This window comes from Paraburkholderia sp. GAS199 (assembly GCF_050436585.1).
Taxonomy (GTDB): Bacteria; Pseudomonadota; Gammaproteobacteria; order Burkholderiales; family Burkholderiaceae; genus Paraburkholderia.
On the sequence record NZ_JBNDMM010000005.1, the window covers coordinates 81566 to 93710 of the forward strand.

Sequence of the window (12145 nt, forward strand, 5' to 3'; positions counted from 1 at the left end):
AAAGCACCGCAAAAAGACAAGGACACGGGAAAAGGACAAGGCAATGCGAATCGAACATCTGATCAACGGCGAAACGCGCACGGCGAACGAATACTTCGAGAGCGTCAATCCGGCCACGCAGGACGTGCTGGCCGAAGTGGCGCGCGGCGGCGCCGGCGAAATCGACGCTGCCGTACGCGCCGCGAAAGACGCGTTTCCCGCCTGGGCCGGCAAGCCCGCCGCGGAGCGCGCCAAACTGATCCGCAAGCTCGGCGAGCTGATCGCGAAGAACGTGCCGGATATTTCGGAGGCCGAGACGAACGACACCGGCCAGACCATCTCGCAGACGCGCAAGCAACTCGTGCCGCGCGCCGCCGACAACTTCACGTACTTCGCGGAGATGTGCACGCGCGTCGACGGCCATACGTATCCCACTGACACGCATCTGAACTACACGCTGTTTCATCCGGTCGGCGTGTGCGCGCTGATTTCGCCGTGGAACGTGCCCTTCATGACGGCGACGTGGAAAGTGGCACCCTGTCTCGCGTTCGGCAACACCGCCGTGCTGAAGATGAGCGAACTGTCGCCGCTCACCGCCTCCATGCTCGGTCAACTCGCGCTCGAAGCGGGCATTCCGGCGGGCGTGCTGAACGTGGTGCACGGCTTCGGCAAGGAAACCGGCGAACCGCTGGTGGCGCATCCCGACGTGCACGCCGTGTCGTTCACCGGCTCCACGGCAACCGGTAACCGCATCGTGCAAACCGCGGGCCTCAAGAAGTTTTCCATGGAACTCGGCGGCAAATCGCCCTTCGTGATTTTCGACGACGCCGATTTCGAACGCGCACTCGACGCCGCCGTCTTCATGATCTTCTCGAACAACGGCGAACGCTGCACGGCGGGTTCGCGCATTCTCGTGCAACGCTCGATTTACACGCGTTTTGCCGAGCGTTTCATCGAGCGCGCAAAACGGTTGACGGTAGGCGATCCGCTCGCCGACAGCACCATCGTCGGCCCGATGATCAGCCAGGCGCATCTGGCGAAAGTGCGCAGCTATATCGAACTCGGCCCCAAGGAGGGTGCGACGCTCGCATGCGGTGGCCTCGACACGCCCGACCTGCCCGACGCGATGCGCAAGGGCAATTTCGTGCAGCCCACGGTATTCGTCGACGTGGATAACCGCATGCGTATCGCGCAGGAAGAAATCTTCGGACCGGTCGCCTGCCTGATTCCCTTCGACGACGAAGCCGACGCGATCCGCCTCGCCAACGACATCTCCTACGGACTGTCGAGCTACATCTGGACCGAGAGCAGCGGACGCGCGCTGCGCGTCGCGGCCGCGGTTCAGGCGGGCATGTGCTTCGTGAATAGCCAGAATGTGCGCGATCTGCGGCAGCCGTTCGGCGGCACCAAGGCGTCGGGCGTCGGGCGCGAAGGCGGTACGTGGAGCTACGAGGTTTTTCTCGAACCGAAGAACGTCTGCGTGTCGCTCGGCTCGCATCACATTCCGCGCTGGGGTGCATGATGGGCAAACTCGCGCTGGCAGCAAAAGTGACTCATGTGCCGTCGTTATATCTGTCCGAACTCGACGGTCCGCATAAAGGCTGCCGTCAGCCCGCCATCGACGGGCATCATGAAATCGGCCGGCGTTGCCGCGAACTCGGCGTGGACACCATCGTCGTGTTCGACGTGCATTGGCTCGTCAACAGCGAATACCACATCAATTGCGCGGCGCAATTCGAAGGCGTCTACACCAGCAACGAGTTGCCGCACTTCATCAAGAACATGCCGTACGCCTATCCGGGCAATGTCGGACTCGGCAATCTGATCGCCGAAGTGGCCAACGAAATGGGCGTGAAAAGCCGCGCGCACAGCGAAACCACGCTCGAACTCGAATACGGCACGCTCGTGCCTATGCGCTACATGAACGGCGACCAGCACTTCAAGACCGTTTCAGTGGCGGCCTGGTGCATGTGGCACGACCTCGAAACCAGCGCGCGTTTCGGACTCGCCGTGCGTCGCGCGATCGAAGAGCGTTACGACGGCACCGTGGCGATTCTCGCGAGCGGCTCGCTCAGCCATCACTTCGCCAACAACGGCACCGCCGAACAGTTCATGCACAAGGTATGGAGCCCGTTCCTCGAACAGATGGACCGCAGCGTGGTCGAGTTGTGGGAAGCGGGCGACTGGTCCACCTTCTGCGAAATGCTGCCGCTCTACAACGAAAAATGCTGGGGCGAAGGCGGCATGCACGACACCGCCATGCTCCTCGGCGCACTGGGCTGGGACCGCTACGACGGCAAGGTCGAAGTCGTCACACCGTACTTCGGCAGTTCGGGCACCGGGCAGATCAACGCGATTTTTCCGGTCACGCCCCTGCCCGCCTGATCGCCTGATCGCCGCATCACCCGACATCGCAACAAGGAGTTCATCGTGCCGCATCTGATACTCGATTACAGCGCCAACCTGGCAACCGAAAAGAGCATCGGCCGGCTATGCGCCTCGCTCGCCGAATGCCTCGCCGCGCAGCGCGAAAACGACGAGCGCGTGTTTCCGCTGGGCGGCATCCGCGTGCGTGCCATGCGCTGCGACCAGTACAGCATCGCCGACGGCCGCGCCGACGCCGCCTATCTGCACGCCAACCTGAAGATCGCGGCGGGCCGCTCCGAGGCCGCGAAAAAAGCCGCGGGCGACGCGCTGTTCGACGTGATCAAGCGTCACTTCGCCACGGAATTCGAGGAACAGGGACTGGCGTTGTCGCTGGAGATCAACGAATTCAGCGAAGCCGGCACGTGGAAGCACAACAACCTGCACGCGCGGCTGAAGGCCGGCAGTCAACCCTGAACCCTCGCGGCACGTGAGCGTGCAACCAGAGAATCCATCATGCTAGACGAACAGACCATCCGCGATCTCGCCGCGCAACTCGACCACGCCGAGAAAACGCGCACGCAACTACGCCATTTTTCAGCGGCTTATCCGCACATGACGGTCGCCGACGGCTACGCGATCCAGCGCGAATGGGTCAAGCTGAAACTGGCCGAAGGACACGTCATCAAGGGCCGCAAGATCGGGCTCACGTCGCGCGCCATGCAGCGTTCGTCGCAGATCGACGAACCTGATTACGCGCCACTGCTCGACAGCATGTTCATCGAGAACGGTCAGGACATTCGCGCCGACCGTTTCATCGCGCCGCGCGTCGAGGTGGAACTCGCCTTCGTGCTGAGCCGGCCGCTCAAAGGACCCGGCGTGACGCTGTTCGACGTACTGGACGCGACCGCGTACGTCACGCCGGCGGTGGAAATCATCGACGCCCGCATCGAGCAGTTCGATCGGGAAACGAAGGCGCCGCGCAAGGTCTACGACACCATCTCCGACTTCGCGGCGAACGCGGGCATCGTGCTCGGCGGGCGGCCCGTGAAACCGCTGGATGTCGATCTGCGCTGGGTCGGCGCGCTGCTCTATAAAAACGGCGCGGTGGAAGAAAGCGGACTCGCCGCCGCCGTGCTGAATCATCCGGCTACCGGTGTGGCGTGGCTCGCCAACAAGATCGCGCCCTACGACGAAAGCCTGAATGCGAACGACGTGATTCTGAGCGGCTCCTTCACGAGCCCGATTCCCGCGCGCGCGGGCGACACCTTCCACGTCGACTACGGGCCGCTCGGCGGCATCGGCCTGAACTTCATCTGAGCACACTCATGAACCTTCCGCAGAACAGCTTCAAACGCGCGCTGCAAGAGGGCCGTCCGCAGTTCGGCCTGTGGGCCGCGCTGGCCGACGCCTACGTGACCGAATTGCTGGCGACGGCCGGCTTCGACTGGCTGCTGATCGACAACGAACACGCGCCCAACGACGTGCGCAGCACGCTCGCGCAATTGCAGGCCGTGGCCGCCTACGCATCGCATCCGGTCGTGCGGCCGGTACGCAGCGACAGCGCCCTGATCAAGCAACTGCTGGACATCGGCGCGCAAACGCTGTTGCTGCCGATGATCGACACCGCCGCACAGGCGGCCGAAGCAGTGGCCGCCACGCGTTATCCGCCGCACGGCATTCGCGGCGTGGGCAGCGCGCTGGCGCGTGCGTCGCGCTGGAATCGCGTCCCGGACTATCTGAACGCGGCGGCGCAGGAATTGTGCGTGCTGGTGCAGGTGGAGTCGCTGGAGGGGATGCGCAATCTGCCGGATATCGCCGCAGTGGAAGGTGTCGACGGCGTGTTCTTCGGTCCGTCGGATCTGAGCGCGTCGATGGGTTTGCTCGGCAAGCCTGGCGACGCGCGCGTGCGCGAAGCGATCCGCAACGGCATCCAGAGCGTGCGCGACGCAGGCAAGGCCGCCGGCGTGCTCGCGCCGGATCGCGACATCGCCATGGACTATCTGTCCGCCGGCGCGAGCTTCGTCGCGGTTGGCACCGACACCGGCCTGCTGAGCCGCGCGGCGGCCGATCTCGCCGCCTCGTATCGAGCCGGCGCGAACATGGCGGCGCCAGTCCGAGGCGGTTACTGAGAGCCGCTAACCAGGCAGACGAACCCGTTCAGTCGCTTGCCGGCCACGGCAACCCGACCACCGACCAGTCCAGCTCCACGCCCACCACCGAGCGTTCGTGACCCAGCTGAATCGCCAGCGTGACCGCGATGCACGGCCGCCCGCTCGCCAGCGACAGATACGGATTGCTGGTGACCGGCACGCCCGGCAACAGCACCGCGTTGCGGAAATACGGCCGATGGTCCCAGCGCGCGTCGCGCGGATTGGCCACCGGCTGCAAGGACGCGCCGTCGTTGCTCCATGCCGGACCGGGCAACTCCTGCCCGACCTGACGGCCCGAATCGTCGAGAATGAAGCAACTGATACTGCGCTCGAACGCGGCCAGTTCCGCGAACGCCGTCTGGAACGCAACGCCGCGCAGCAGCGCATCCGCAGCGTCACGCAAACCGGTGCGGTAAGGCTCCACTTCGGACTCGAACAGCGCATGCTGATGCGCCCGTCCCTGCGCGATGACGTCGAAAGCGTCGTCGATGCGGCGATGCACCGAGTCCGGCGGCGCGATCTCCGCCGCCGGCCGCCCGAGCAGATAGCCCTGCGCAAAGTCCACGTTCGATTCGACCGCGAGAATCAGTTCTTCGGTGGTCTCCACGCCTTCCACCACCACCAGCATGCCCGCCTGATGCAGCAACGACACGAGCTTCGGCAGGATCGGCTGCTCGGAGCCGGGGCTGGTGGCGCGAATCAGTTCGCCGTCGAGCTTGACGATGTCCGGCCGGATACGCAGCAGACGGTCGAGGTTCGACTGGCCCGCGCCGAAATCGTCGACGGCAATCAGGAAGCCGTGCTGGCGATAGAGCGCCGCCGCCTGCGACATATCGTCGACGCTGCCGCCGTGCGACTCCAGAATCTCCAGGATCACGCGCTCGGGTTCCAGACCGACTTCCCGCACGATCGCGGCAAGCTGATCCGCGTAACCTTCGGCGATGAAAGTCGCCGGCAGAATGTTGAGGAACAGCCATGCGTCGTCCGGCAGCGAGCGGCGCGCATTGCCCAGGTGCACGGCATGGCTCACGCGGTCGAGCGCACCCTCGTCGCTCGACGGCTTGGGCGCGAACAGCACCATCGGCGGCACCAGCGAACCGTCGTCCTGCTCGCCGCGCAGCAGCGCCTCGAAACCGACCTGCTTCTGATGCGAAAGGCTGTAGAGCGGCTGGAAGTGCGAGGTGAGGTAGTACTCGTCCCAGCGGTGGCGCGTCGCCACGCCGCCATCCAGTTCATACGTTTCCGACGTGACGAGCCGCAGCGCATCGGCAGGCAACGCGCGTTCGGCGCAGACGCGGTTGCGGCCCGAATGCTTGGCGCGCAGCAAGGCTTCGTCGGCGCGATCGAGCAGCACCATGATGCTTTCGCCGCCGCGATGCTCGGCCACGCCGAAGCTCGCGGTGAGGAAACCGTCCGGCCGCGCGATCGCGGCAATCGCGCCGCGCAGGCGTTCGGCCAGCGCCAGCGCGCCCGCCAGACCGTCGCGCAGCAGCACCGCAAACTCCTCGCCGCCGATGCGGCTCACGCTGTCTTCGGCGCCGGCCTCTTCCATCAGCACCTGCGCGACCTGATAGAGCGCGTGATCGCCGACGCCGTGGCCATAACGGTCGTTCAGCGATTTGAAGTTGTCGATGTCGAGAAAGATCGCACTGACCGGCGCGTCGGGCGTCATGGTTTCGAGGCGGCGCTCGGCCTGCTTGACGAACGAGCGGCGGTTCTGCAAACCGGTCAGCGGATCGGTCGCCGCCAGTTGCGCCAGCTGGCTTTCGAGCAGGAAGTGATTACGCCGGAAACCGTAGAAGCCGAAGTGGAACACGGCGGAGGTTGGCATGCCGATTGCCGCGATCCACATCCACACCACCACGTCGACATCGTGCGGATGCGGCTTGCCGAACAGCAACCCGAGCGCGGCGGCATAAAAGAGTCCGGTGCCGACGAAGTAATGCGTCGGCGTGAGCCAGAGCGGCGCCGCGCAGATCGGCACCACCACCACGGCGGGCAGCGCCCACAGCAAAGGCTGCTCGACGCCGACGATGTTCAGCGCAAGGCCGCCGATCAACACCAGCGAATACAGCACGCCGATCGCCCCGAAGGTCCAGGTCGATTTCGCGTGCGGGATCGCCATCACGAGCAGGCCGAGCACGAGCGCGCAGGCGAGCCGGTACGCCAGCGGCGCCGTGGGTCCGTCGACGAAATTGCGCGCGCCGACGAAGCACAGGAACGCGACGACCGTGAACGCCATCGTCACGGTGGACAGTGGTCGTTGGTGTTCCAGTGATCGTCGATGAAAGCGGTCGCGCAATCCGGGATCGGACAGGTGCTTCGTAGTTGTGGAAAGCATATTGATAGATATCAGGCTGGTTCCGTGCACTCGGCCTATGTATAACGGCATCCATCAGACAAATGTTTATGCCTTTTCCACGATTAGCAAGCAGTTTCGACGCGCACGGCGCAATGAAATCCATTCGTAAGCGACCCCGACGACCTAAAAAAGTTTGACGTCTTACCAATTGGTGGGATTAAGCGTCGCGCTTGAGAAAGACTGAGGAAGAACTCGGAAGAGTGGCGAGCTATGCGTATTGAATAGGTGTCATCTTTACCTGGCACTCCGGCCGTTTTTTTTCAACGCGAAGTTCGAAGCGCGGTCCATCAACGTTGCATTTACGACGAACGAAAGGGCTCAAATCTTTCCGCATTTTGCGACGTTAATTCGATCGAATCCACGGCACGAGCACCGAAAATCAAGGCTCGGCCGCGACACGCGCGTTTCAATCAGGAAAAATTACAACACTCAGATGCATCCAAACGAAACGTTTGCGCGTAAGACGCAAACGATTGGAAAGTGGCTAAAAGTTAATGTCTTAAGTAGACTCGTCGAAAGTGTGACGGAGACACTAGACAGATTCGGTAAAAGTAGCCTAGGGCGCGTGCAATGCGAGCCTTCCCGTAACACTCCTGGTATTGAGTCGTTGTGCGACTGCTTTGGCGGACTGCTAGCAACGGCTATTTCTGGAAAACATGGTCCCAACTCTCGATTACCTGCTGGAACGCCAGATCTCGCCACAGTGGCGAGGCATGCTCACCGCTCTGGCGACCGAGTTCGAAGCGCAGATCGGGCGCACCGAATTGCGTCAACTCATGTATCGCGTCGGTTGCCGCTTTGCCGCCGCGCATCAGTTGCCGGCGTGCGGCTCGACCGCCGAACTCGCGCATGCCCTCAACCTGATCTGGCATGAGATGGACTGGGGTTTTGTCGAGCTTGCCGACGAAGCGGACAGCCTGCGCATCGTCCATTACTGCGCGCCGCTCAAGGCATTCGGCGACGCCGCGCTGGACTGGACGCCCGCGCTGCTCGAAGGCGTCTATCAGACGTGGTTGAGCGCGCTGGGCGCGCAGGGTCTGTCGGTTGCGCAAACAAGTGGACTCGACGCGCAGGGTGCGGTCGAATTCCGGCTTGGCCGGCACGCCGGCTAGGCGCCGCCGGGGCTCAAAAACTGAGGAATGAAACCCGGCTCGGGACTTATACCAGGCTGCCGGTTTCGGACCTTCAGCGTACGGCCCCGCGACCGTAAAACAAACAGGCATCACGCAGTAGAGGAACGCGCCAGACCGGTGCGCGTGCAGTGACAGCATCAGCGTTTGAGCGCCGCGAGCAGGTGGAAGGATCGGGGCAAGGCCAGTCATGTATAGGACGGCAGCAATATGAGTTCATCGAGCGACATCGAAAAACTATTCGATCACTTTGGTGGGGACGCCAACGCGTACCAGGAAATCGGCCGCGAGAACGAGGCGCGCTCGGCGCGCACGCGCTGGCCTTTACTGGTCACGCTGGATCTCACCCAACCCACGATTCCGGCGGTGGGTCAGCGCCGCGAATCCGCGCCCGAACAGGTTCGCGAGATCGCGCCGGCAATCGACCGCGAAGACACCACGCCTAAAGACGCCGCTTCGGTGACGCGTGCGAAGGCGCCGTTGTTCACGCGCTCGCATCGCCGCGACATTCCGCCGGTCGCCGCACCGGCGAAGCCGGGCGTGACACCGGGCGCGTCGCGCTTCGGCGTGTTCGCGAGCACCGACGAGACGGCCGAACCGGACGCCTCGGCATCCGCGACGCCGGCTTCAGCGCCGGTTGCTTCGGTGCGACCTGCAGTGCCACCCGCGGTGCCACCCGCGATGCCGCCCGCCACGCCGTTCACACCGCAACCGGTCTTGCAGCCAATCGTCGCGGCGGCGGCGCCCGCGCAGTTCGCGCCGGTGACGGCAGCGCCGCCGGTTGCCGCGATACCGCCTGCCTACGTGCCGCCGCCGGCGGTCCAGTACCGCGCACCGGCAGCGCCGTCGGCGCAGGCCCAACCCGCCACGCAGGCGTGGGCACCGGCGCCCGCCCGCAGCGCGCCGCCGTCCTACGCCACACCGACTGCACCGATCGCACCTGTCTCACCCGTGGCGCCCGCGTCGATTCTCGGCAAGCTGTTCGCGCCCGAACCAGCCGCCGCCGCGCCGCAGGCGCCTGCGCCGTCCGGCGAAGCCGCGCCGCTGCAATCGGTCTTCGCGCGTCTGCGCGGCACCTCCGGTCAAACGGCCACGGCACCGGCGGACGCGACCAGCGCCGCCGCGCCCGCGGCCTCCAACTCGTGGCTGGTCAACGGCCCTCGTCGCTCATGAAAGTCATCGCGGTGGTGTCCGCCAAAGGTGGGGTCGGCAAGACCACCCTCGCCGCCAATCTCGCTTCCGTGCTCGCCACCAGCGGACGGCGCGTGATCGCTCTCGACCTCGACCCGCAGAACGCGCTGCGCCTGCACTTCGGCGTGCCGCTCGACAGCATCGACGGCCTCTCGCGCGCCACGCTGTCGGGCGACGCCTGGCAGTCGGTGATGTTCGACGGCGTCGACGGCGTCACGGTGCTGCCCTACGGCGCGGTGCTCGAAGACGACCGCCGCCGCTTCGAGGCCTACATCGACCAGGAACCGATGTGGCTCGCGCGCTCGCTGCAGGCGCTGCGCCTCGATGCGTCCGACGTCGTCATCATCGACACGCCGCCGGGTTCGTCCGCGTACGTGCGCACGGCCTTGTGCGCCGCCACCTTCGCGCTGAACGTGGTGCTGGCCGACGCCGCTTCGTACGCGGCCATTCCGCAAATGGAACGCATGATCGCGGCCTACGCGTCGCCGCGTCCCGAGTTCGGCGGCGAAGGCTACGTGATCAACCAGATCGACACCTCGCGCCAGTTGACCAAGGACGTGCTGAAGGTCTTGCGCCAGATGCTCGGCGATCGCCTCTTCCCCGGCGTGATCCATCTCGACGAAGGCGTGAGCGAAGCGCTCGCCTGCGACACCACGCTGATTCACTACGATCCCGTCAGCCAGGCCGCCGCCGATGTCCGCGCGTGCGGCAACTGGCTGATGGCGGCGATCGACGCGATCGCCCTTTCGCCGAGGAACGTCGCATGAGCTCGCCATCGCAAGGACTCGAAGGCGCCGCGCCGTCGCGGCTCGAACGTTTCGCCGACGCGCGCTTCTGGAATAGCCGCATCGTCACCGTACTCGTCACGCTGTTCGCGCTGACGATGCTCTACTTCGTGTTCACGGTGCCGCTCGCGTTCTACGAACAGCTGACCTTCGCCAGCTGCTGCTTCATCACCGCGCTGTGGTTCCGCCGCCTGCCCGGCCGTTACGCCACCATGGTGATGATCATGCTCTCCGTGGTCACGTCGGGGCGCTATATGTACTGGCGGCTCACCGCCACGACCTACTGGGAACATCCGCTCGACGCCGCCTGGGGTTTGCTGCTGGTGTCGGCGGAAGTCTATTCGACCATCGTGCTGCTGCTCGGCTACTTCCAGACCGCCTGGCCGCTCAAGCGCACGCCGATGCCGCTGCCCACCTCGCGCGACCAGTGGCCGACGGTCGACGTGTTCATTCCGACCTATAACGAGCCGCTCTCGGTGGTGAAGCCGACCATCTACGCTGCGCTCGCGCTCGACTATCCGGCCGAGAAAATCTCGATCCACGTGCTCGACGACGGCCGCCGTCCCGAGTTCAAGGCGTTCTGCGAGGAAGTGGGCGTCAACTGGACGATCCGCACGCACAACCGTCACGCCAAGGCCGGCAACATCAACGAAGCGCTAAAAATCACGCAGGGCGAATACCTCGCGATCTTCGACTGCGATCACATTCCGACCCGCTCGTTCCTGCAGATCGGCCTCGGCTGGTTCCTGCGCGACAAGCTGCTGTCGATGCTGCAAACGCCGCACCACTTCTTCTCCGCCGATCCGTTCGAGCGCAACCTCGGCACCTTCCGCAAGGTGCCGAACGAAGGCGAACTGTTCTACGGTCTCGTGCAGGACGGCAACGACCTGTGGAACGCCACGTTCTTCTGCGGCTCGTGCGCGCTGCTGCGCCGGACCATGGTCGAGGAGATCGGCGGCATCGCGGTCGAAACCGTGACGGAAGACGCGCACACCGCGCTCAAGCTGCACCGTCTGGGCTACACCACCGCGTATCTGGCCATCCCGCAAGCGGCGGGTCTCGCCACGGAAAGTCTGTCCGGTCACATCGGCCAGCGGATTCGCTGGGCGCGCGGCATGACGCAGATTTTCCGGATCGACAATCCGCTCACTGGCAAAGGCCTGAAGCTCGGTCAGCGGCTCTGCTATCTGAACGCGATGATGCACTTCTTCTACGGCATCCCGCGTCTGGTGTTTCTCACGGCGCCGCTGTCGTACCTGTTCTTCAACGCGCACGTGATCGAAGCCGCGGCCAGCACGATCGCGATCTACGCGCTGCCGCACATGATGCACGCGAGCATCACGAACTCGCGCATGCAGCGCTCGTTCCGTCATTCGTTCTGGGCCGAAGTGTATGAGTCGGTGCTGGCGTCGTACATCACCGCGCCGACCCTGCTTGCGCTCATCAACCCGAAGCTCGGCAAGTTCAACGTGACGGCCAAGGGCGGCCAGATCGAGAAGAACTACTTCGACTGGGCGATCTCGCGGCCGTATCTGTTCCTGCTGCTGCTGAACCTGATCGGCTTCGTGGTCGGCATCGTGCACATCTATCTGAACTGGCACATCCGCAGCGTGGTCAATACGACCGTGCTGAACCTCGGCTGGACCGTCTACAACATGCTGATTCTCGGCGCGAGCGTGGCTGCAGCGAGCGAGCGTCGTCAGATTCGCGCGGTGCATCGCGTGGCCATGCAGATGCCCGTCATGCTCAAGTTCTCGACCGGCCGCACGCTCGCCTGCGAAACCATCGACTACTCCGAAGGCGGCGTCGGCGTGGCGCTGCCCGGCAAGATCGAAGTGCCGATGCACGAAAAGGTCACCGTGTCGCTGTTTCGCGGCGACGAGGAATACGCGTTCCCCGCGACCGTCGGCTTCACTGCGCCGGGCCGCGTGGGTCTGCGCTTCTCGGCGCTGTCGCGCGAGCAGGAGTACGAGTTCGTCAAGACCACGTTCGCACGCGCCGATGCCTGGACCGGCTGGGCCGAAGGACGTCAGCAGGACACGCCGCTGCGCGGTCTGTCACACGTGCTGACGGTGGGCGCGCGCGGCATCGCCGGTCTGTTCGAGCATCTGTACGCCGACCTTCGCACCTCGATGAAAAGCCGTCCGGTGGACGTCAAGAAGCTAAAAACCAAAGACTGAT

Annotated in this window: 10 protein-coding genes; 9 read left to right on the forward strand and 1 reads right to left on the reverse strand. The window is 64.5% G+C overall.

Features of this window, described 5'->3' with window-relative positions; all coding sequences use genetic code 11:
• Nucleotides 1-43: 43 nt before the first annotated feature.
• Genes hpaE through hpaI form a run of 5 tightly spaced genes read left to right on the forward strand, consistent with a single transcriptional unit; the run spans nt 44 to nt 4475 of the window.
• A complete protein-coding gene (gene hpaE, locus P3T18_RS19935) occupies nt 44-1501 on the forward strand; it encodes a 5-carboxymethyl-2-hydroxymuconate semialdehyde dehydrogenase (RefSeq protein ID WP_429301682.1) in 1458 nt (485 codons plus the stop codon).
• The gene (gene hpaD, locus P3T18_RS19940; protein WP_429302082.1) at nt 1501-2364 is read left to right on the forward strand and encodes a 3,4-dihydroxyphenylacetate 2,3-dioxygenase; all 864 of its coding nucleotides are present in this window, start codon (nt 1501-1503) and stop codon (nt 2362-2364) included. Before hpaE ends, hpaD begins: the two co-directional genes overlap by 1 nt.
• 45 nt (nt 2365-2409) lie before the next feature.
• Complete coding sequence (locus P3T18_RS19945) at nt 2410-2820, forward strand: 5-carboxymethyl-2-hydroxymuconate Delta-isomerase (RefSeq protein ID WP_429301683.1); 411 nt, start codon at nt 2410-2412, stop codon at nt 2818-2820.
• A gap of 39 nt (nt 2821-2859) precedes the next feature.
• Nucleotides 2860-3663: a 2-oxo-hept-4-ene-1,7-dioate hydratase gene (hpaH, locus tag P3T18_RS19950; protein WP_429301684.1), complete on the forward strand. Its 804-nt coding sequence runs from the start codon at nt 2860-2862 to the stop codon at nt 3661-3663.
• Nucleotides 3664-3671: 8 nt separating this feature from the next.
• Nucleotides 3672-4475: a 4-hydroxy-2-oxoheptanedioate aldolase gene (gene hpaI / locus P3T18_RS19955; RefSeq protein ID WP_429301685.1), complete on the forward strand. Its 804-nt coding sequence runs from the start codon at nt 3672-3674 to the stop codon at nt 4473-4475.
• Between the two features lie 28 nt (nt 4476-4503).
• Here the strand turns inward: hpaI and P3T18_RS19960 are convergent, their stop codons facing one another.
• On the reverse strand, nt 4504-6837 hold the full coding sequence (locus P3T18_RS19960) for an EAL domain-containing protein (RefSeq protein WP_429301686.1): 2334 nt from the start codon (nt 6835-6837) through the stop codon (nt 4504-4506).
• Nucleotides 6838-7514: 677 nt separating this feature from the next.
• On the opposite strand from P3T18_RS19960, the gene bcsD reads away from it, so the two are divergent.
• The 4 genes from bcsD to bcsA all read left to right on the forward strand — a co-directional run bounded on the left by bcsD (nt 7515) and on the right by bcsA (nt 12144).
• On the forward strand, nt 7515-7970 hold the full coding sequence (bcsD, locus tag P3T18_RS19965) for a cellulose biosynthesis protein BcsD (RefSeq protein ID WP_429301687.1): 456 nt from the start codon (nt 7515-7517) through the stop codon (nt 7968-7970).
• 228 nt (nt 7971-8198) lie between these two features.
• Entirely contained in the window at nt 8199-9161 is a 963-nt protein-coding gene (gene bcsP, locus P3T18_RS19970; protein WP_429301688.1) for a cellulose biosynthesis protein BcsP, read from the forward strand.
• A complete protein-coding gene (bcsQ, locus tag P3T18_RS19975) occupies nt 9158-9946 on the forward strand; it encodes a cellulose biosynthesis protein BcsQ (protein WP_429301689.1) in 789 nt (262 codons plus the stop codon). Before bcsP ends, bcsQ begins: the two co-directional genes overlap by 4 nt.
• Nucleotides 9943-12144 (forward strand): UDP-forming cellulose synthase catalytic subunit, encoded by a 2202-nt coding sequence (gene bcsA, locus P3T18_RS19980; RefSeq protein WP_429301690.1) that lies wholly within the window; start codon nt 9943-9945, stop codon nt 12142-12144. Before bcsQ ends, bcsA begins: the two co-directional genes overlap by 4 nt.
• Nucleotide 12145 lies beyond the last annotated feature (1 nt).

Excerpts from the sequence above, each read along its gene's own strand:
- hpaD (WP_429302082.1), top strand. The coding sequence starts at position 1,501 with ATGGGCAAACTCGCGCTGGCAGCAAAAGTGACTCATGTGCCGTCGTTA.
- hpaE (WP_429301682.1), top strand. The coding sequence starts at position 44 with ATGCGAATCGAACATCTGATCAACGGCGAAACGCGCACGGCGAACGAA.
- hpaH (WP_429301684.1), top strand. The coding sequence starts at position 2,860 with ATGCTAGACGAACAGACCATCCGCGATCTCGCCGCGCAACTCGACCAC.
- bcsD (WP_429301687.1), top strand. The coding sequence starts at position 7,515 with ATGGTCCCAACTCTCGATTACCTGCTGGAACGCCAGATCTCGCCACAG.
- bcsP (WP_429301688.1), top strand. The coding sequence starts at position 8,199 with ATGAGTTCATCGAGCGACATCGAAAAACTATTCGATCACTTTGGTGGG.
- hpaI (WP_429301685.1), top strand. The coding sequence starts at position 3,672 with ATGAACCTTCCGCAGAACAGCTTCAAACGCGCGCTGCAAGAGGGCCGT.
- bcsQ (WP_429301689.1), top strand. The coding sequence starts at position 9,158 with ATGAAAGTCATCGCGGTGGTGTCCGCCAAAGGTGGGGTCGGCAAGACC.
- bcsA (WP_429301690.1), top strand. The coding sequence starts at position 9,943 with ATGAGCTCGCCATCGCAAGGACTCGAAGGCGCCGCGCCGTCGCGGCTC.
- P3T18_RS19960 (WP_429301686.1), bottom strand. The coding sequence starts at position 6,837 with ATGCTTTCCACAACTACGAAGCACCTGTCCGATCCCGGATTGCGCGAC.